At 62.8% G+C, this 19,798-nt stretch carries 21 protein-coding genes and 1 pseudogene; 9 read left to right on the forward strand and 13 right to left on the reverse strand.

Features of this window, described 5'->3' with window-relative positions:
- Nucleotides 1-113: 113 nt before the first annotated feature.
- A pseudogene (locus NKL06_RS05590) lies at nt 114-1,122 on the forward strand (transporter).
- 66 nt (nt 1,123-1,188) lie between these two features.
- On the opposite strand, the gene NKL06_RS05595 reads toward NKL06_RS05590, so the two are convergent.
- The 9 genes from NKL06_RS05595 to cysS all read right to left on the reverse strand — a co-directional run bounded on the left by NKL06_RS05595 (nt 1,189) and on the right by cysS (nt 9,216).
- Nucleotides 1,189-1,875, reverse strand: a complete 687-nt coding sequence (locus NKL06_RS05595; RefSeq protein WP_023673578.1) for a glutathione S-transferase family protein — start codon at nt 1,873-1,875, stop codon at nt 1,189-1,191.
- Nucleotides 1,876-1,886: 11 nt separating this feature from the next.
- Complete coding sequence (gene rarD, locus NKL06_RS05600) at nt 1,887-2,816, reverse strand: EamA family transporter RarD (RefSeq protein ID WP_023673577.1); 930 nt, start codon at nt 2,814-2,816, stop codon at nt 1,887-1,889.
- 139 nt (nt 2,817-2,955) lie between these two features.
- Complete coding sequence (cimA, locus tag NKL06_RS05605; RefSeq protein ID WP_023684468.1) at nt 2,956-4,572, reverse strand: citramalate synthase; 1,617 nt, start codon at nt 4,570-4,572, stop codon at nt 2,956-2,958.
- Between the two features lie 187 nt (nt 4,573-4,759).
- Nucleotides 4,760-5,716, reverse strand: a complete 957-nt coding sequence (pip, locus tag NKL06_RS05610) for a prolyl aminopeptidase (protein WP_023692881.1) — start codon at nt 5,714-5,716, stop codon at nt 4,760-4,762.
- Between the two features lie 8 nt (nt 5,717-5,724).
- Complete coding sequence (locus tag NKL06_RS05615) at nt 5,725-6,201, reverse strand: GFA family protein (RefSeq protein ID WP_023687309.1); 477 nt, start codon at nt 6,199-6,201, stop codon at nt 5,725-5,727.
- Nucleotides 6,198-6,689 (reverse strand): GFA family protein, encoded by a 492-nt coding sequence (locus NKL06_RS05620; protein WP_023692880.1) that lies wholly within the window; start codon nt 6,687-6,689, stop codon nt 6,198-6,200. The genes NKL06_RS05615 and NKL06_RS05620 overlap by 4 nt, the downstream gene beginning before the upstream one ends.
- A 22-nt stretch (nt 6,690-6,711) precedes the next feature.
- Nucleotides 6,712-7,098, reverse strand: a complete 387-nt coding sequence (locus NKL06_RS05625; RefSeq protein WP_023692879.1) for a VOC family protein — start codon at nt 7,096-7,098, stop codon at nt 6,712-6,714.
- Nucleotides 7,095-7,499, reverse strand: coding sequence for an endonuclease domain-containing protein (locus tag NKL06_RS05630; protein WP_023692878.1), 405 nt, complete (start codon nt 7,497-7,499; stop codon nt 7,095-7,097). Before NKL06_RS05630 ends, NKL06_RS05625 begins: the two co-directional genes overlap by 4 nt.
- Before the next feature lie 283 nt (nt 7,500-7,782).
- Nucleotides 7,783-9,216, reverse strand: coding sequence for a cysteine--tRNA ligase (gene cysS / locus NKL06_RS05635; RefSeq protein ID WP_023692877.1), 1,434 nt, complete (start codon nt 9,214-9,216; stop codon nt 7,783-7,785).
- Nucleotides 9,217-9,606: 390 nt separating this feature from the next.
- Between cysS and NKL06_RS05640 the strand changes: the two genes are divergently transcribed.
- Nucleotides 9,607-9,762: a hypothetical protein gene (locus tag NKL06_RS05640; protein ID WP_023673568.1), complete on the forward strand. Its 156-nt coding sequence runs from the start codon at nt 9,607-9,609 to the stop codon at nt 9,760-9,762.
- Between the two features lie 138 nt (nt 9,763-9,900).
- On the opposite strand, the gene NKL06_RS05645 is transcribed toward NKL06_RS05640, so the two are convergent.
- Nucleotides 9,901-10,659 carry an SOS response-associated peptidase gene (locus tag NKL06_RS05645; protein WP_023692876.1) on the reverse strand — a complete coding sequence of 253 codons (759 nt, stop codon included), beginning with the start codon at nt 10,657-10,659 and terminating at the stop codon, nt 9,901-9,903.
- Between the two features lie 123 nt (nt 10,660-10,782).
- On the opposite strand from NKL06_RS05645, the gene NKL06_RS05650 reads away from it, so the two are divergent.
- The 4 genes from NKL06_RS05650 to NKL06_RS05665 all read left to right on the forward strand — a co-directional run bounded on the left by NKL06_RS05650 (nt 10,783) and on the right by NKL06_RS05665 (nt 13,131).
- On the forward strand, nt 10,783-11,190 hold the full coding sequence (locus NKL06_RS05650) for an NUDIX hydrolase (protein WP_031203100.1): 408 nt from the start codon (nt 10,783-10,785) through the stop codon (nt 11,188-11,190).
- A gap of 67 nt (nt 11,191-11,257) precedes the next feature.
- Entirely contained in the window at nt 11,258-11,635 is a 378-nt protein-coding gene (locus NKL06_RS05655) for a TIGR02301 family protein (RefSeq protein ID WP_023692875.1), read from the forward strand.
- A gap of 328 nt (nt 11,636-11,963) precedes the next feature.
- Nucleotides 11,964-12,221, forward strand: coding sequence for a hypothetical protein (locus tag NKL06_RS05660; RefSeq protein ID WP_023673564.1), 258 nt, complete (start codon nt 11,964-11,966; stop codon nt 12,219-12,221).
- Nucleotides 12,222-12,327: 106 nt separating this feature from the next.
- A complete protein-coding gene (locus NKL06_RS05665) occupies nt 12,328-13,131 on the forward strand; it encodes a hypothetical protein (RefSeq protein ID WP_023692874.1) in 804 nt (267 codons plus the stop codon).
- A gap of 41 nt (nt 13,132-13,172) precedes the next feature.
- Here NKL06_RS05665 and NKL06_RS05670 read toward each other — a convergent pair whose 3' ends face one another.
- Together NKL06_RS05670 and NKL06_RS05675 are read right to left on the reverse strand one after the other, a co-directional pair.
- Nucleotides 13,173-13,550, reverse strand: a complete 378-nt coding sequence (locus tag NKL06_RS05670) for a hypothetical protein (protein WP_023692873.1) — start codon at nt 13,548-13,550, stop codon at nt 13,173-13,175.
- Between the two features lie 239 nt (nt 13,551-13,789).
- Nucleotides 13,790-15,121, reverse strand: coding sequence for a dihydroorotase (locus tag NKL06_RS05675; protein WP_023673560.1), 1,332 nt, complete (start codon nt 15,119-15,121; stop codon nt 13,790-13,792).
- Nucleotides 15,122-15,203: 82 nt separating this feature from the next.
- Between NKL06_RS05675 and ygfZ the strand changes: the two genes are divergently transcribed.
- From ygfZ to NKL06_RS05690, 3 genes are all read left to right on the forward strand, one after another.
- Nucleotides 15,204-16,064 carry a CAF17-like 4Fe-4S cluster assembly/insertion protein YgfZ gene (gene ygfZ, locus NKL06_RS05680; RefSeq protein ID WP_023692872.1) on the forward strand — a complete coding sequence of 287 codons (861 nt, stop codon included), beginning with the start codon at nt 15,204-15,206 and terminating at the stop codon, nt 16,062-16,064.
- Nucleotides 16,064-16,702 (forward strand): HD domain-containing protein, encoded by a 639-nt coding sequence (locus tag NKL06_RS05685; protein ID WP_023670260.1) that lies wholly within the window; start codon nt 16,064-16,066, stop codon nt 16,700-16,702. The genes ygfZ and NKL06_RS05685 overlap by 1 nt, the downstream gene beginning before the upstream one ends.
- Nucleotides 16,703-16,769: 67 nt before the next feature.
- Nucleotides 16,770-18,902: a putative bifunctional diguanylate cyclase/phosphodiesterase gene (locus NKL06_RS05690; RefSeq protein ID WP_023692871.1), complete on the forward strand. Its 2,133-nt coding sequence runs from the start codon at nt 16,770-16,772 to the stop codon at nt 18,900-18,902.
- Here the strand turns inward: NKL06_RS05690 and NKL06_RS05695 are convergent.
- Entirely contained in the window at nt 18,871-19,719 is an 849-nt protein-coding gene (locus tag NKL06_RS05695) for an AraC family transcriptional regulator (RefSeq protein WP_031198851.1), read from the reverse strand. The genes NKL06_RS05690 and NKL06_RS05695 overlap by 32 nt on opposite strands.
- Between the last annotated feature and the right edge of the window lie 79 nt (nt 19,720-19,798).

Below are 19,798 nucleotides of genomic sequence, written 5' to 3' on the forward strand. Positions count from 1 at the left end.
CTGTGATCGCCTGTCAAGAAACCGTCACACGGAACCCGCCTCACTCGTGTTACGAAGGACGGGTCGGCATCCGCGCGTCGGCATAGTCGAAATCTGAACCTGGTCGAAATTTCTTGGCGAGGCGAGCCGCGAACATTGCTCTCAACGCGGAAGGCCTGTCGCCTTACCTGCCCGACGAGCACGGGCTGTTCTTCATCTACCATTTCACCGCCGAGGGCCTGCGCACCAAGGACGCGGCCGAGGTTGCATGGACATGGCGCAGCTACCAGCTGTCCGACCTGCGCGCCCGTCATGAGATCGCCGCCGAGCAGGCTCTGCCCGGGCCGGTGCGCGAAGCTTTCCTCGGCGCCAGCCAGGGTTGCCACATCGATCTCGAGGATGCCTGGCTTTATGGCGACCTGCCGGATCTGCGCCACGACTATTCGGCGGAAGCGCGCGGGCTCGGCCATTTCCGTTTTGCGCTCAACGACAAGACGCTGATCGGCGCGCGCAAGCAGCCACTGGAATCGGTCGATCTCATCCGCAAGGCGGTGGAGAGCGGCTCGCGCAAATTCCGCTCCCCCGCCGACCTGGTCGAAGCGGTCATGGGCCAGTCGCTCGACGGCATGGCGGCCGAGCTCCACGGTCTTGGCGATACGCTGGACGGCATCGAGGACCGTTATCGTGCGCGATGCCTGGCACGGCGAGCGGCAGTCGCTGGTCGACGCGCGGCGTCAACTGGTGGTCATCCACCGGCAGATGGCGACGCTCACAAACCTTTTTCGCCATCTCGACCATTCGCATCGCAATGAGCTGCCCGATCGGATCAATGACATGGCGACAAGGCTCTCGCACCGGGCACACACGCTCTATCACGACGGCGAGCAGTTGCAGGCACGCGCAAGGTTGCTGCAGGACGAGTTGATGGCCAAGCTGACAATGCAGTCCAACCAGCTGCTCTATGTGCTGTCGGTGATGACGGCGGTGCTGTTGCCGATGACCATCATATCAGGCCTGTTCGGCATGAATGTCGGTGGCCTGCCCATGGTCAATACGCCGATGGGCTTCTGGGTGGTCTCGGCGGTTTCGATCGTGATCGCCGCGGCGACCTACATGTTCGTAAGGCGGCTCGGGCGGACGTAACGCCTCGATCCCTTTGTTTTCACTCAATTCCCAAGGGAACGCGACGCGCTTTTCCTGGAATGCCCATCACGCCGTAGCGCGAAGATCCTCGACGATGGTGCCGGCGGCAGCGACCTCCGCCTCATGGTCCGGCTCCCGCCAGGTCTCGGCGAGACCCGCCGCATACCATTCCTGCATGGCCGGCAGGCCAAGCAATTGCGGGGGATAGGCTGCAGCTGCCCCTTCGAAAGACAGCCCATAGGATAGCACACGGAACGCCACCGGAGCAAAGAAGGCGTCGACGGCGGTAAAATGGCCGCCGGCAAGGAACGGCCCGCCGAACAGGGCAAGGCCATCGTTCCAGAGATCGCCCAAACGGAACAGATCCTGCTTCAGCGCGTCCGACATCGGCAACGGTTTCACCCGCAAGCCGCAATTCATCGGGCATGCGCCGCGCAAGGCCGTGAAACCAGAATGCATTTCGGCGGCGGCCGAGCGCGCCCAGGCTCGCGCCTTGGCCTCAGCAGGCCACACACCATGGTGGCGCTCGGCGAGATACTCGGCAATAGCCAGCGAATCCCAGACAGCCCAGCCGTCATCCACCAGGCAAGGCACGCGCCCGCTGGGCGAGAACGCCCGGTAGAGATCGAAACTGGGCCCGGTCGGAAACGGCGTCAATTGCTCCTCGAACGGAATGTCGAGGGTGCGCATCAGCACCCATGGCCGCAGCGACCATGACGAATAGTTCTTGTTGGCAATATGCAGCACGTACATCGAAAGGCTCCCTACTTCGGGGCCAACGCCACCGGGCGGATTTCACGGCCACGAAACATCGACCAGGAATACATCGCCAATGCCGCCCAGATCAGCGCGAAGGCAATTGCTTGCGTGGTGCCGAACGGCTCGTCGAAAATCAGCACGGCGATCAGGAACACCATGGTCGGTGCGATGTACTGCATGATGCCGATGGTGGAGAGGCGCAGAAGCTTGGCGCCGAAGGCGAACAGAAGCAGCGGCACCGAGGTGACTGGGCCGCAGCCGATGAGCAAAGCCATATCGGTGCCGTTGCTGGAGATGAAATGGTCCTGGCCGTTGACGACCAGGAAGACGATGTAGGCAAGCGCCGGCACCGACAGCAAAAGCACTTCGAGCAGAAAGCCCTGGCTCGGGCCGATCGGCAGCGTCTTGCGGAAGAACCCATAGGCAGCGAAGGAAAACGCCAGCGCCAACGACACCCAAGGCAATTTGCCGGCATCGACGGTCAGAACGGCAACTGCGACCGCCGCCAGCAACACGGCCGCGATCTGCAGCCGGTCGAGCTTCTCGCCGAGCAACAACGCGCCGACGACGATGCTAACTAATGGGTTGATGTAGTATCCGAGCGCGGTCTCGACAGTGCGGTCGACCGAGATCGCCCAGACATAGATGGCCCAGTTGACGGAGATCAGGGTCGCCGTCAGCGCCGCCATGGCGATGCTGCGCGGCGAGCGGATCGCCGCCTTGAAATCGGCTGTGCGGCCGGCCCAGACCAGCACTGCAGCAGCAATCGGCACCGACCAGACGATGCGGTGGGCGATCACCTCGATCAGCGGCAGATGCGCAACCGCCTTCATGTAGAAGGGCAACAGGCCCCATAGCAGATAAGCGCCGAGCGCGAGGAGAAAGCCGCTGCGGGCTTTGGAGTCGGCGTCGGGCTGGATCGTGTCGCTGGCCATGGCAAACGCTATGGCCCAGTGGGCCATCCAAAACCATCGCAAAATTATGATGGATCAATGGACTTCCGCTGATGGCTCAAGGGGCGGCGCCAGTTCCTCGCCCCACTTCGGGGGGCGAGGAAACCCACGTCTTGCAACCCTACTCCGCCGCCACCAATCCCGCCATGTCGCGGTTCTTCATCAGCTTGTAGACGATCGAATCCATCAGCGCCTGGAAGGAGGCGTCGATTATGTTTTCCGACACGCCGACCGTCCACCAGCGTGCGCCGGTGCCGTCATGCGATTCGATCAGGACGCGAGTGATCGCCTCGGTGCCGCCATTGAGGATACGCACCTTGAAATCGGCGAGCTCCATGTCGGCGATCTCGCTCTGGAATTTGCCGAGGTCCTTGCGCAACGCGATGTCGAGCGCGTTGACCGGGCCGTGGCCTTCGGCCACCGACATCTTCTCCTCGCCCTCGACCATCACCTTGACGATGGCTTCGGAGACCGTCTTCAACTGGCCGTTGGCATCGAAGCGGCGCTCGACCATGCAGCGGAACGAAGTGACGTTGAAGAACTCCGGCAGGCCGTGCAGCATTTTGCGCGCCAACAGCTCGAAGGAGGCATCGGCGCCCTCATAGGCGTAGCCCTCGGCCTCGCGCTCCTTGACCACCGAGATCAGCGCATCGAGACGATGGTCGTCTCTGGGCACATCGATGCCGCGCCGCTTCAGCTCGGCGAGGAAATTGGCCTTGCCGCCCTGGTCCGAAACCATAACGCGGCGGCGGTTGCCTACCGCCTCGGGCGGCACATGTTCATAGGTCGCCGGCTCCTTGGCCAGTGCGGAGGCATGGATGCCGGCCTTGGTGGCGAAGGCCGAGGCGCCAACATAGGGCGCCTGCGCTTCCGGAGCACGGTTCAGCAATTCGTCGAAGGCGCGGGAAAGCCGGGATATCCCGGTCAGCGCCTCGGCCGAGATGCCGGTTTCAAACCGATCGGCGAAGGCCGGCTTCAGCGCCAGCGTCGGTACGATCGAGACCAGATTGGCGTTGCCGCAGCGCTCGCCGATGCCGTTCAGCGTGCCTTGGATCTGGCGCACGCCGGCCTCGACGGCGGCGAGCGAATTGGCCACCGCTTGGCCGGTGTCGTCATGGGCATGGATGCCGAGATGGCCGCCCGGAATACCTGAAACAATGACCTTGTCGACGATGGCGCGCACTTCCGAGGGCTGCGTGCCACCATTGGTGTCGCACAACACCACCCAGCGCGCGCCGGCATCATAGGCGGTCCTGGCGCAGGCCAGTGCGTAGTCCGGATTGGCCTTGAAGCCGTCGAAGAAATGCTCGCAATCGACCATCGCTTCCTTGCCGGCGGCAACAGCTGCTTCGACCGACGCGTTGATCGAGTCGAGGTTTTCCTCATTGGTGCAGCCGAGCGCGACGCGGACATGATAGTCCCAGCTCTTGGCGACGAAGCAGATGGCGTCGGACTTGGACTGCACGAGCGCTGCCAGGCCCGGGTCGTTGGAGGCCGACACGCCTGCCCGCTTGGTCATGCCGAAGGCGACGAACTTTGCCTTCGCCGTGCGCTTCTGCTGGAAGAAGGCGGTGTCGGTCGGATTGGCGCCGGGATAGCCGCCTTCGACATAGTCCATGCCGAACTCATCGAGCAGCTTGGCAATCGCGATCTTGTCCTCGACGGAAAAGTCGATGCCCGGCGTCTGCTGGCCATCGCGGAGGGTTGTGTCGAAGAGATAGAGGCGTTGTTTGGTCATTGTTCTGTTGGCGCGCGAGCACCCCCCTCTGGCCTGCCGGCCATCTCCCCCTCAAGGGGGAAGATCGGCAGCTTTAGCGTCGGATCGTTTCCTGCAGCGATGAAGATTTGCGAAAGCGCCGATGACAGCCAATCTCCCCCCTTGAGGGGGAGATGTCCGGCAGGACAGAGGGGGGTGCCACGCGCTGTCATTTCCTCGCAAACCCATCCGTCGCGCGTATCAGCCGATCCAGAATCCCCGGCTCCGAATAGGCATGGCCGGCGCCTTCGATGAGGTGGAAATCCGCCTTCGGCCAGGCCTTGTGCAGGGCCCAGGCATAGCGCGCCGGGCACGGCATGTCGTAGCGGCCGTGGACGATTGTGCCGGGAATATCCGCGAGCTTATGGGCATCGCGCAGAAGCTGCCCCTCCTCCAGCCAGCCGGCGTGGACGAAATAGTGGTTCTCGATGCGGGCAAAGGCGATGGCGAAGTCGTCCTCGCCGAACTTGTCGCTGGTCTCCGGCTCCGGTAGCAGCGTGATCGTCTCACCTTCCCACAGGCTCCAGGCAAGGGCGGCTTCCAGCTGCGCCTTGCCATCGGCGCCGACCAACCGCCTGCGGTAAGCGGCCATCATGTCGCCGCGCTCGGCTTCAGGAATTGGAGCCAGGAAACGCTCCCATTTGTCGGGGAACATCTCGGAGACGCCGAACTGATAGTACCATTCGAGTTCGGCGCGGGTCAGCGTGTAGATGCCGCGCACGACAAGCTCGCTGACGCGATTAGGATGCGTCTCGGCATAGGCCAGCGCCAGCGTCGAGCCCCACGAGCCGCCGAACACCAGCCATTTTTCGAAGCCGCACATCTCACGCAGCCGCTCGATGTCGGCAACCAGGTGCCAGGTGGTGTTGGCCTCGAGCGAGGCGTTGGGTGTCGATTTCCCGCAGCCGCGCTGGTCGAACAGGATGACGTCGTAAAGCTTCGGGTCGAACAATTGCCGATGTTTTGGCGAGAAGCCGCCGCCGGGACCGCCATGCAGGAAAACGGCCGGCTTGGCGCCCCTGGTTCCGGAGCGCTCCCAGTAGATATGATGGCCGTCGCCGACATCGAGCATGCCGGACTCGAACGCCTCGATCTCTGGATAAAGAGTACGAAGTTCACTGTTCATTTCATTGCTCATATTTTCAGGCCGTGCGCGGGCCAGTCCGTGGTTTCGTGGTCGGGATGCTGGAAGGAGATGATCTGCTCCTGGCGGGAGTAGAAATCCGGATCCTGATGCATGGGCTGGTCAAAGATCGTTTCCACCCAAGGCAATCGGACCGCGTAGTTGACCTGGATCTGCGGCGCCAGATCGGAGCGGTCGTCGAAGGCGCCGATGGCGATCTCCAGTGCGCCAGGTTGGCGATAGGTCAGCGGTGTACCGCAGCGGGCACAGAAGCCGCGATCGATGTTGACCGACGACTGGAAATAGGTGGGCTCTTCGCGCATCCATTCGACGCCATCCTTGGGCACTGTCACCAGCGCGCCGAAAAACGAACCGAACTGTTTCTGGCACATGCGGCAATGGCAGATGGACGCCCGGCCGAGCTTGCCCTTGATGCGGAAACGCACGGCACCGCACTGGCAGCCGCCGGTTCGAACTTCATCGGTCATAACTTTTCCTCTGGCGGCCATTGTTCGGTGTCATGGTCGGGATGCTGGTAGGAGACGAGCTCGGCGAGATAAGGCGCCGACGACATGTCGGCCATGGTGTCCTCGCCCGGCAATTGCGGGATGGTATCGACATAGGGAAGTTTTGCCTCCGTGCCCCACTGGATCAGCGGCACGATATCAGCCGGATTGTCGAAGGCGCCGATGGCGAGGCCGATGCCGTCGGGCGCGGTAAAGGTCAGCGGCGTGCCGCAATTGCCGCAAAAGCCACGATCGACGTGGCTGGACGAGGCGAAATATTTCGGTTCGCCGCGCGTCCAGTCGAGTTTGGCGCCACGCACCGAGACCAGGGGCGCGTAAAATGAGCCGAACGCCTTCTGGCACATGCGGCAATGGCAGATCGAGGCGTCACCCAGCGCACCCTCGACGCGAAAGCGCACCGCGCCGCACTGGCAGCCACCGGTGTAGATCGGCCGGTTGTCGAGGCTCATGGCGTCTCACTCCGTTTCATAGTCATTCGGGCGCATGGCAGACGGCCTCGACATTGTTGCCGTCGGGATCCAAGACGAAGGCGCCGTAATAGTCCGGGTGATAATGCGGGCGCAGCCCCGGCCCGCCATTGTCCTTGCCGCCGGCGGCGAGCGCCGCGGCATGGAAGGCGTCGACCTCGGCGCGGCTGCGCGCGGTGAAGGCGACGTGCTGATGGGTCCTCGGCTTGTCATCGCTGGCCTGCAGCCAGAACACCGGCCGGTCGCGGCCATAACCGCCGACCTTGGCGCCGCCGGTATATTCCAGTGGCACCATGTAGATCAGCGAGGCGCCAAGCGGTGCCATCGCCTGGTCATAAAAGGCTTTCGACGCGTCGAAATCGGCGACATTGATGCCGAGATGGTCGATCATGAAACAAGCTCCTCCCTTGCTGGCGCCGGCACGTCGGCGCCGGCCAAGCCGGCCCCGATGACGATGTGCTGGCAGACATTGTCGATATCGCGGATGACGTCGTCGTTCCAGAAGCGCAGGATGGTCCAGCCACTGGCACTCAATTGAGCGCTGCGTGCCTTGTCGCGTTCTGCATCTTCTACGTCGGCATGCTGACTGCCATCAACCTCGACTACGAGGTGGTGGGCCGAACAGGCGAAGTCGACAATGTAGGGCCTAATCGGTACCTGTCGGCGAAAGCTCATCCCCATCAGCCGGTGAGCCCGCAACTCATTCCACAGTTTCAGCTCGGCATCGGTCATGACGCGACGCATGGACTTTGCATTCTTGCGCTGACGCGATGGAACGAGGTCGTGACCCATGCTCAGGCCACTCCGCGCTGGCGATTAGCGAAAACCGAGGCGAGGGCTGATCTCCCCCCTTGCGGGGGAGATGTCCGGCAGGACAGAGGGGGGTGCTGTCCCGCCAGCGTCTCAACCGGCAGCCATTGCGTTCTCAGAAAGTGACCGAAATGAAAGTGGGCAAGAAGCAACGCTGGCGTTCCTTCACACCCCCCTCTGTCCTGCCGGACATCTCCCCCGCAAGGGGGGAGATTGGCTGTCGCTCCGGCCTTCGCCAATCTTACAACGGTGTCTCGCGCCACCCTCACCGCTTTACCTCCCACGTCGTCACGCGTTCGCCAGTGATAGGATCCTTGCCGTCTTTCAGCTGCACACCCTGCGCCAGAAGCTCATCGCGGATGCGATCGGCTTCGGCCCAGTTTTTCGCTGCGATCAGTTCCAAGCGCTTGGCGATCGCCTTGGCGACCGCAACCTCGTCGACCTTGGCCGCGCCGATATCGAAGCCGAGGAACAACAGCGATGCCTTCAGAGATGCGGCCGCTTCGTTGCCCTCCGCGGCCTCACCGGCAAGCTGCGTGAGTTGCTGGAAGGCGGCGTAGGTGGCGAGGTCGTCCGACAGTGCCGCCACAATCTCCGCCGGGACTTGCCCTGCCGACGGCGCCAGGTCAGCTGCGCGTTTCCATTTGCGCAGCGTGTTCTCGGCTTCCTCCAGCTTGCGCACGGAGAAATCGATCGGCTCGCGGTAATGCGTCATCAGCATCGCCAGACGCAGCACCTCGCCCGGCCATTTGCGGCCGCCGAAAGTTTCGGTCTCCAGCAGTTCGGCGATCGCGTAGAAATTGCCGACGCTCTTCGACATTTTCTGGCCCTCGACCTGCAGGAAGCCATTGTGCATCCAGACATTGGCCATGACGTCGGTGCCGTGGGCGCAACGCGACTGGGCGATCTCGTTCTCATGGTGCGGGAAGATCAAATCGAGGCCGCCGCCATGGATGTCGAAGACATCGCCGAGATAGGCGGCCGACATGGCCGAGCATTCGATGTGCCAGCCCGGCCGGCCCCTGCCCCATGGGCTGTCCCAGCCGGGCTCTTCCGGTGACGACAATTTCCACAGCACGAAATCGCCCGGGTTCTTCTTGTGAGCGTCGACCGCAATTCGCGCTCCGGCCTGCTGTTCGTCGAGATTGCGCTTCGACAGCTCGCCATAATCCGGCATCGAGGCGGTGTCGAACAGCACTTCGCCGGCGGCGACATAGGCGTGGCCGCGTTCGATCAAACGTTCGATGAGGGTGATCATGTCAACCTTGCCGTCGGCGCGGCGCGCGACGAACTCGGTGGCGCGTGGCTCGACCGTCGGCGGCAAGCAGCCGAGTGCGGCGACATCCTTGTGGTACTGGTCGGCGGTTTTTTCGGTGACGCGGCGGATCGCCTCGTTGAGCGTCAGGTTTCCCGACGCGATCTCGGCGCCGAAATCGCGCAGCGCGCGGGCGTTAATCTTGTCGTCGACATCTGTGATGTTGCGCACATACGTGACACCAGCCTCGCCGTAGAGGTGACGCAGCAAACGGAACAGCACGTCGAAGACGATCGCCGGACGCGCATTGCCGATATGGGCAAAGTCGTAGACGGTCGGACCGCAGACATACATGCGCACATTCGACGGGTCGAGCGGGAGGAACACGTCCTTCGTCCGCGTTAGCGTGTTGTAGAGGCTGAGACCCTTCGATGCGTCAGACATGCGTGCCCTTCCGGCCCGTTAAGTTCTGGATGGAGTCTAACCTGTGCCAAGGCACAAATCGGCTCCAGCCTGCTGGCCGGGGCGTTTGTCCACTCTGGGGAAAGATGAGGCGAAAACGTCCGGACCAGCGCGAAGCTAGCCAATAATGCAAATGCCACAAATGGCGGAAAACGTTTTCATCAGCGGCTTTATCGCCTTGGCCGGTGTTGCCGTCAAGTCGCAACTTCCGGCAAAAGCGTCGCTGGATCATAGGTCAGGAGCCGCTGAAACATTTTATTAAACATGTCGGCACAGTCATGAAACATTCGCCGGCTAGTCCACCATAGGTCACGATTCGGTCAGATTCGGCCGGCAAACGCAGACACGGAAATGTTACCAGGGAAGAGATCGATGTCACGAACCAAGCAGGAATCGAGCCGCGCCAAGCAACCGGCGCTCGCCAACCACTACCGTGCGATCGGCCCGGCCGCGATCGTCGCCGCCCTTCTCCATACCGCGAAGAATAAAAAGCCGGCGCCGAAAATCACTTCGCCCCGCGCTGCCTGAACAGGCATCGTGCCGGCCGCCGACAAGGCGTGCGCCGGAACGGAAGGCTGAGGCGCCCATAGCGCGCCTGAAAACAACAGCTCTTCCTATTGAGCAGGTTCTTCCCGAAGACCGGACCTGGCTTCTTGGGAGCGCGCTCTAAAACAGCGTCATCTGACTGTCGTCCGCGCCGGGCTTCTGGCGCCTGACCTTGCCGGGCTCGACGATGCCCATGTCCTGTATCTCCGGCCCGGTGTTGGCGACCTTGTTGACGAGGTCGGAGACCGGAATTGCCTCGAAGAAATCGGGCAGCGCGGGCTTGAGCAGGTCGGCCACATCGCGCGGTTCGAGCGTGCGGCAGTCCAGCCAGCGGGCAAAATCTTCAGGCGCGATCACCACCGGCATCCGGTCATGGATATGGGCGATGCCGGCATTGGCGTTGACGGTAAGAATGGCGCCGGTGTCCATTTCCGAACCGCCCGGCTCGGCATAGGTTTCGATCAGCCCGGCAAAGGCGATCAACCCGCCATGCCTCGGCCGCATCCAGTAGGGCTGGCCCTTCTTGCCGCTGCCGGATTGCTGCCACTCATAGAAGCCGGAGGCCGGAACCAAGGCACGGCGATGGCGCATGGCGGCTTTGAACGAGGCTTTTTCAATAGCGCCTTCCGAACGCCCGTTGATGAGCAGCGGAAATTCCCTGGTGTCCTTGACCCAGGTGGGGATCAGCCCCCAGCGCACCAGCATCGCCTGGCGATCCGGGAAATTCGAGCCCGGCATGCGCGGCGGCCCCGACAACGCCATCAGCACCGGCTGCGTCGGCGCGATGTTGTAGCGGGCCGGAAAATCCTCCAGCTCCGCCGGGCCGAGCAAGGCGGCGGTCTGGTCGGGCGTCGCGGTCAGGGCAAAGCGTCCGCACATTGGCAAGCTCGATGAATTGATCCGATCGCGAACGTGGCGATGGAACCGGCGCTGCGCAACCGCTAAAGCTGCTCGCTGCCAGCCGGTCCACAGGGTGGGCCTCACATAAGCGAATCGATATCGATGAACGAGCAGCGCAAGATACTTCCCGCAGTCTCGGTCGCCGTCGTGCGCGGCAGGACGGTGCTGCTGGTCAAACGGGCGCGGCCGCCGTCGCAGGGGCTTTATGCCTTTCCCGGCGGCAAGGTCGAGCCCGGCGAGACGCTGCAAGAAGCAGCAGTGCGCGAATTGCTGGAGGAAACCGGGCTGCGGGCGCAGGACTATCGTCCGCTTCGCGACATCCACATCGACGGCAGCGGCGAGAATCACCCGGTCGACTATCTGCTGACCGTGTTCGGCGCCGTTTATGCCGGCGGCGAAGCGACGGCCAGCGACGATGCCGAGACCGCCGCCTTCTATAGTCTTGATGAAATGGCGACGCTGCCGCTCGCGGGTGACGTCATGGAGGTGGCTGAAGAGCTTTTGGCCTGAAGCAGGCCCATATCTGCCGCTCCGAGAATCGCCTTGCAGGCGACAAAATGTTTCGCCAGATAGACTTATGACCCGCACCTCGCTGTTCCTTGCCGCATGCATCGCCACCGCCACGGCTTTTGCCGTGCAGCCGGCGCTGGCCGCCGAGTCGCCGTTCGAGCCCGGGCTGATGCGACTGGCCGAGGTGCTGGGGTCGCTGCATTTCCTGCGCAATCTGTGCGGCGAAAAGGGCGACCAGTGGCGCACCGAGATGGAAAAGCTGATCGATTCGGAAAATCCCGATCCGGAGCGGCGTGCCCGCTTCATCGCCAGCTTCAACCGCGGTTACCGTTCCTTCGGCGGCACCTATACCCAATGCACGCCGTCAGCGACCGAAGCCATCAGCCGCTACATGAAGGAAGGCGAGACGCTGTCGCGCGACATCGCCTCGCGTTACGGCAACTGACGAGCGCCAGACGGCGTTTAGCGAACGCCTTTTCGAGCACCCGCCTTGTATCCACGGCACGTTGATGCAATCTTGGTGTTGCACTTGCGCAACAGTATTAACGAAACGTTAGCGCGCGAATGCGGAATTAACTCAAACTGAAGGTTTTCATCCCGCTCACCGGTCTAATCGGCTAAGTTTGAATCGGACCGAACGCAGGCGACGAAGTTTGTAAAGACGATCAAAAAAATGTCGTATTTACAGATACTTACTTAGCCTGCGTGAGATAGGGGCAGCCCAAGCCGGATCCGACCCGTCGGACCGCCGCTTGAAAAGGTGGACATCGCAAATGGAACATGGCGTCAACGACATCGACGCGCTGGTCAGGGAAGAAAAGCGCCTGACCGCGGTGGAAAGCCATAGCGAGGCCTGGGCGGAAGGTCTGTCGGCCGGCATAGAACCTGAAATCATCGCCGAGGCAGCGCTTGAAACCGCGTTCGGCGAGATGCTGCGAGCCAATGGCGAAACCTCGGCCCTTGCCCTGCTCGATCGCATGCGTGAAAAGGTGATCGCCGGCGCCTTCGAGCCGGAGCGGTTTCGGCACTAGGCGTCGCGCGTCTCAGAGGGTGCATCGCCAGCTTACCGGTTCTTTGACGACGGCGCGCCGTTTGGGCATCATGCCTGAACAGCCTAGGCCCAAGGAGAGGCAAGCGGTGAATTTTTCGATGTCAGGCCGGCCTCGCGGCGTGGTCCTCAGCATCTGGCTTGCCGCCTCTTGCGCCGCGGTTCCGCTGGCGCTTGTCCTGACCAGCAACCCTGCCTATGCGCTGAGCGAGATCAAGCGCGAGGAGCTTCCAGCTCCTGCCGGGCCACCAGCCAATGGTGAGACGGCGCCGTCTGAAAATTCAGTGCCAATGCCCGATCTGCCCGGCACGGCGCCACCGGCCGCCAGCCAGCCGAAATCGCCCACGGAGCCCGGACAAAGCCAACCGGAAGCCCCCGCCAACGATGGCGGCGTGGCCAACCCGCGTGCCGATCCAGAAGCGCCGGTGCCCGAAGTCGTCTATGACCTTTCCAAATTGCCCGAGCCCGTCAGGCGCATGCGCGATCTGATGGTCGAGGCCTGCGTCAGCGGCGACATCGAGAAGCTGCGGCCGCTGATCGGCAAGGGCGACACCATGACCCAATTGTCGCTGGGCGAAATCGAGGGCGACCCGATCGCCTTCCTGAAAGGGCTATCGGGCGACAAGGAAGGTCAGGAAATCCTCGCCATCCTGGAAGAGGTGCTCAATGCCGGCTATGTCCATGTAGACGTCGGCACACCGCAGGAACTCTATGTCTGGCCGTATTTCTTCGCCCTGCCGCTGGACAAGCTCAACGCCAGGCAGCGGGTCGAACTGTTCAAGATCGTCACCGCCGGCGACTATGACGACATGAAGCAGTTCGGAGCCTACATCTTCTACCGCGTCGGCATTACGCCCACCGGGCAGTGGACGTTTTTCGTCGCCGGGGATTGAACGGCCGGCGAATAGCTGTCTCTCCTGCGCGGTTGAGGCGCTTATTTACAACTGTATTCCCAAGTGAAAATTTGAGGATGCTCAGCGTCGGGATCCTCGTCTTGTTCAGGATCCCTGCTTACGGCTATACTCCCCAGGGCGCTGACGCCATTTTGGCAACTACCCTTGATCAATCTCGCCACCATTCCAAAAACTTGCAGATGCCGATCTCGGAACGACATCTCCGCCAGCGGCCCATCATACTTTTCTCTGTTATGAATGACCTCTATGCGTCTCTTGTTCGAACCCAGGTCGATTATAGAGTAGTTGAATTCCGATCCGCTCAATTCAGACACACCCTGCTTCGGGGTATCCAGGGCATTTGCCGAAACTTCGGTCATACCCAGAATGATCAAGATAGCGGAGATATATCTGAGCATAATTCCCCCCAATAAACGAGAATTAGAGTCTGTCTTGCCGGACGCTTTCCAGAGTAATTCCAGGAAAAGTGTGAAACGGCTTTCCGTCCGAATTGCGTCCAAACAAAGAGAGTGACGGATTTGGCAGAACAATGCACCGCTTTGGTTAGTAAATACGCCGCGGTATTGGCCTGTCCCGCCTGGCGGTCGAACGGGGATCCGTAGCCGAGGACACGTATGGTGGTTCGTTATCCGGCCGCCTAAGCCGGCAGCGCCTCGGAAAACTCCACCGGCCTGCCCTGTCCTGGCGTGACGATCTCGCCTTCCCACATCACGCGACGACCGCGCACGATGGTGCCGACCGGCCAGCCGGTGACTTCCTTGCCGTCATAGGGCGTCCAGCCGGCCTTGGAGCCGGCCTGCGCATTGGTGATGGTCTCGCGGCACTTCATGTCGACAACGGTGAAATCGGCGTCATAGCCTGCGGCGATACGGCCTTTCCGGGCCATGCCGAAGATGCGCTGCGGGCCGTGGCTGGAGAGGTCGACGAAGCGCTGCAGGGTCAGCAGGCCTGAATTGACGTGGTCGAGCATGATCGGCACCAGCGTCTGCACCCCGGTCATGCCAGACGGTGAGGCCGGATAGGGCTTTGCCTTTTCGGCCAGCGTGTGGGGGGCGTGGTCGGAGCCGAGCACATCGACAATGCCTTGCGCAATGCCGTGCCAGACGCCGTCGCGATGGCGGGCCGCGCGAACCGGCGGATTCATCTGGATCAGCGTGCCCAGCCGCGCATAGTCGTCGGCGGTGAGCGTCAAATGGTGCGGCGTCGCCTCGCAGGTGGCGACATCCTTGTGCTGTTCGAGGAACACGATCTCTTCGGCAGTGGAGATGTGCAGGACATGGATGCGGGCGCGGGTGCTGCGCGCGATGCGCACCAGCCGCTCGGTGCAGCGCAAGGCCGCGATCTCGTCGCGCCAGACGGGGTGTGAGGACGGGTCGCCCTCGACGCGCAAGCCGAGGCGCTCGCGCAGCCGGAACTCGTCCTCCGAGTGAAAGGCGGCGCGGCGGCGGGTGTTGCGCAGGATCGATGCGACACCCTCGTCGTCCTCGACTAGCAGGTCGCCGGTGGACGAGCCCATGAACACCTTTATCCCGGCAGCACCCGGCAGCCGCTCGAGCTCACCGACATCATTGGCATTCTCGCGCGTGCCGCCAACCCAGAAGGCGAAGTCGCAATGCATCCGGCTGGTGGCGCGGCGCACCTTGTCGGCAAGCGCCGCCTCGCTGGTGGTCAGCGGATTGGTGTTGGGCATTTCGAAGACGGCGGTGACCCCGCCCAGAACAGCGGCGCGAGATCCACTCTCGAGATCTTCCTTGTGCTCCAGCCCCGGCTCGCGAAAATGCACCTGGCTGTCAACGACGCCGGGCAGGACGTGCAGCCCGCGACAGTCGATCGCTTCGCCGGCCGAAGCTTGGCGAAGATCGCCCATTGCGACGATGCGACCACCCTTGACGCCGACATCGCGCGCGCCCTCGCCATCATGGTTGACCACCGTGCCGCCTGTCAGGATGAGGTCGTAGGTGGTGGCCATGGGCGTTCGGTCTCTTGCGGGGGGAGTATCGTCGGCTTACGTAAAGGCCGACCGTTTTGCAAGATCAGGTTCTTTGCCGCCCATGCCTTTTGCCCTGCTCAAAGACCGCGCTCTCATTTCCGTGTCAGGCCCGGATGCCGAGCATTTTTTGCAGAACATCCTCACCACCGACCTCGACACGCTGGCCGTCGACGCGGCAAAGCCCGGTGCGCTGCTTTCGCCGCAAGGCAAGATCCTGTTTGATTTCCTGATCTCGCGTAGCGGCGAAGACGCATTCCGGCTGGATTGCCGTGCCGATATCGCAGACGACTTCCTGCGCCGGCTGATGCTTTACAAGCTGCGCGCCAAGGCCGAGATTGCCAGGCAGGATCAAGTGCTTGTGACGGTTGCCTGGGGCGATGATTCAAGCGCCTCACCTTCTGATTCAACGACACTTGCCGATGCCCGCTTCCGCGATGTGGTTGTGAGCCGTTCCTATGGCGGCGCATCCGCAGGTGGCGACCCGGCTGCGTGGAAGGCGCTCCGCATCGCCAAAGGCATTGCCGAAAGCGGTTCCGATTATCAGCTCGGCGATGCCTTCCCTCACGACGTGCTGCTCGACGAGACCGGCGGCGTCGGCTTCAAGAAAGGCTGCTATGTCGGCCAGGAAGTGGTCTCGCGCATGCAGCATCGCGGCACCGCCAGGCGCCGCGTGCTGATCGTTTCGGCCGACCGCGCCTTGCCCGCGCCCGGCACGGAGCTGACGGTTGCGGGGCGGCCGGTCGGCACGCTCGGCTCGACCGCGGGCACGGCCGGACTCGCCATTGCCCGCATCGACCGGGTCAAGGCGGCGCTCGACGCTGGCCAGCCGGTACTGGCCGGTGATGTCACCGTCTCGCTCGCCATCCCGGCCTGGGCGCAGTTCAGCTTTCCCAGGGAAGCCATCGGCGCGGAGGACGCCTGATGGCTGCCGATCGCGTCGGAGCGCCACCGCGCGCGTGGCAGCGCATGCTGTCGGGACGGCGGCTCGACCTGCTAGATCCCTCGCCGCTCGACATCGAAATCTCCGACATCGCCCACGGGCTTGCCCGCGTCGCCCGCTGGAACGGGCAGACCCGCGGCGATCACGCCTTTTCGGTCGCCCAGCATTCGCTGCTGGTCGAGGCGCTGTTCAGCGAGTTGCAGCCGGACGCCTCGGCCAATGCCCAGCTGGCAGCACTGCTGCATGACGCGCCGGAATATGTCATCGGCGACATGATCTCGCCGTTCAAATCGGTAATGGGCGGCTCCTACAAGGAGTGTGAGCTGCGTCTCCAGCGCGCCATCCATCAGCGCTTTTCGCTGCCGCCCGAACTCGGCGTCGGCTTGCGCAAGGAGATCAAGCGCGCCGACCAGATCGCCGCCTATTACGAGGCGACGCTGCTTGCCGGTTTCTCGACCGCGGAAGCAACCGAGTTCTTCGGCCGGCCGCGCGGGTTCAATGCCGACCGCTTCGACTTTAAGCCGCACTCGGTGACCTCGGCGCAAGCTGCCTTCCTCAAACGCTACGCAACGCTTGAAAAGCAACGCCAGGCAACGGTTGCCGTGCATTCGGCGCAGTGAACATACGCTAAATTAACCAGCGGTAACCACAGTACCGGGTTTCGATCACGGTCAGCAGGCACGCCTCATGTCCGTTGCGCACGTCAAGGGTGGTTCGCCCGTCCGCAGACGGGGAGCCGGAGGCGTCGCCGCGCCACGGCAGATCGCCGACGAACTGCGCCACCAGAACGAGCGCTTTTCCGCGGCCGTCGAGAATATGTCGCATGGGCTGTGCATGTTCGACGCCGACGAGCGGATGATCATCTGCAACGGCAACTATATCAGCATCTTCTCCCTCGACGCGAAGATCGTGCGGCCCGGCATCGCGTTCCTGGACATTCTAAAGCACAGCGTCGACATCGGTGTCGCCTCACAGAGCGCCGAAGACCTGTATGCCATCCGCAAGCCCTATATCGAGCGCGCGCAAGCCTCGACCTACGAGGAAATACTGTCGGACGGACGCATCGTTTCCATCACGCACCGGCCGCTGGCCTCAGGCGGCTGGGTGTCGATCTATGAGGACATTACGGAGCAAAGGCGGGCCGAGCAGGAACTGAAGGAGCAGCACCGCCGCTTCGATGCGGCGCTCGCCAACATGTCGCAAGGCCTGTTGATGTACGACGCCGAAGGCACGCTGATCGTGCGCAACCAGCGCTTCCTCGACCTCTACAAGGTCACGCCTGACGACTTCCCGCTCGGCATGAGCCAGCGCGCCCTGCTCGAACAGATGGTGCGACTGCGCATCTATCCGTCGATGGACATCGACGGCGAGATCGCCAACACCAGAGCCAGCCTGCAGGCCGGTGAGGAGCGTTCGACAGACCGCAGCCTTGCCGATGGCCGAACGCTGCTGGTTGCGCGCCGGCCGCTTACCGGTGGCGGCTGGGTGGCGACCTTCGAAGACATCACCGAGCGCCGGCGCGCCGAAGAGCGCATGAGCCACCTTGCCCATTACGACACGCTGACCGACCTGCCCAACCGCTCGATGTTTCGCGAACGGCTCGACCAGGCGATGACCGGCGATACACCGTTGGCGATCTTCTCGCTCGACCTCGATCGCTTCAAGGCCGTCAACGACACCTGGGGACACCCGGCCGGTGACTGGCTGCTGAAATGCGTGGCGGAGCGGTTGCGGCACAGCCTGCGCAGCGACACCGATGTGGTCGCCCGCCTCGGTGGCGACGAGTTCGCCATCCTGCAGTTCAATCCCAAAGGCGCCACCGATGCGGAACAACTGGCAAAACGCATCGTCGCTGTCGTCAGCCAGCCGTTTCGCGACAAGGGCCGCGACATGCATGTCGGCATCAGCCTTGGCATCGCGCTGTATCCCGGTGACGGCAAGGACGCCGACACGCTTTTGAAGAACGCCGACATGGCGCTTTACAGCGGCAAGAGCGAAGGCCGCAACGTCTACCGCTTTTTCGAGCCCGGCATGGATGCCTTGGTGCGGGCGCGCCTGGCGCTCGAAACCGATCTCGAGACGGCACTGAAACGGCGGGAGTTCGTGCTGGAGTTCCAGCCGATCACCAACATCGCGTCGGGCAAGATCGTCGGCGCCGAAGCGTTGATGCGGTGGAATTCACCGACGCGCGGCCTGGTGGCGCCCGACGATTTCATCGCAGCCGCCGAAGACAGCGGGCTGATCGTTCCGCTGGGCGAATGGGCGCTGAAACAGGCCTGCAGCGTGGCCGCCGGCTGGCCGCCTGGAATGCGCATCGCCGTCAATGTCTCGGCAGTGCAGATCAGAAGCGCCGACTTTGCCCGCAGCGTGATTTCGGCGCTGGCCGTTTCCGGTGTGCCGGCCAGCCGGCTCGAACTGGAAATCACCGAGACCGTGCTGATGGATGAGAGCGAGACGGTGCTGAAGACGCTGAGGCAGCTGCGCGAACTCGGTATCCGCATCGCGCTCGACGATTTCGGCACCGGCTATTCGTCGCTCGGCTATCTCAGGCGTTTTCCCGTCGACAAGATCAAGATCGACCGCTCCTTCATCCACGATATCGACAACAAGGACACGGCGGCGATCGTGCGCACGATCATCGGGCTTGGTGCCGAACTTGGCATCACCGTCACCGCCGAAGGCGTCGAGACCGAAGCGCAGCTCGACATATTGCGCAAGGCTGGCTGCGTCGAGGCGCAGGGCTTTCTGATCGGCATGCCGTCAAAGGCCGCCGACATGGCTCGACTTCTCAAGACGAGGGCAGCGTCCCGGCGCGCCTGAACATCCCCGGCGTCATTCCATGCGCGGCGCGGAAGGTGCGCGAGAGATGGCTTTGGTCGGAGAAGCCGGCCGCAAAGGCGGCACCGGCGAGATCTGAACCTTGCCGGATCAGCAGATCGGCACGGCGCAGCCTGCGGTCACGGATGAAGGCAGCAGGGGTGAGACCCAGCACTTTCCTGAAATCGCGGATAACTTGAAAGCGCGTCACGCCTGCGGCTTCAGCGAGCCGCTGCAAATCGAGGTCCGAGTTCAGATGGTCTTCGATGACCTGTTCATAGACCCGGAGCCGGCTTTTCGATCCGAAGCTTTCGACCGCCTCGCGCCGCCGGCCGCCCCAATCGCCATGGCGCAGGATGAGCTTGCGCAAGGCGATCAGCATGGATGTTTCGGCGCTGGTGGCATCATTCGATGTCGAAGCCAAGTGCGCGACGCCTACTGCCTGGACGAGATCGGCATCATCGACGATCGCTTGCGAAAACAACGGCGGGCGATCCTGCCCGAGCTCGTCCGCGATCGCACCCATGAGCGAGGCCGACGGATAGAAGGTGCGGTAAGCCCAACCCTGGTCGGCACCCGCCTCGCCGTCATGCCATATCTCCGGATCGACGAGCAGAACCGTGCCCGACGGCGCGAGGACAGTCTCGTTGCCGATGCGGACCCGCTCGCACCCTTGCGTGATCAGGGCGACGACATAGGTCGGGTGCGTGTGCAGCTGGTAGCGATGCCGCGTGAAGCGCGCCTTGAGCATGCCAAGATCGCGAAAGCGCGGATGACGCCAGAACTGCGTCGTCTCCTGAGGCTGTTGAATTCCAGACACGGTCAATCCTGTTCAAGACGCTGCCGGCGCAAAACCTTTACGTGCTGGCATCGACAAGGCCGAATTTAGGATAGCCGGC

Origin of the sequence: Mesorhizobium sp. C268A (assembly GCF_040324475.1) — a bacterium.
GTDB lineage: Bacteria > Pseudomonadota > Alphaproteobacteria > Rhizobiales > Rhizobiaceae > Mesorhizobium.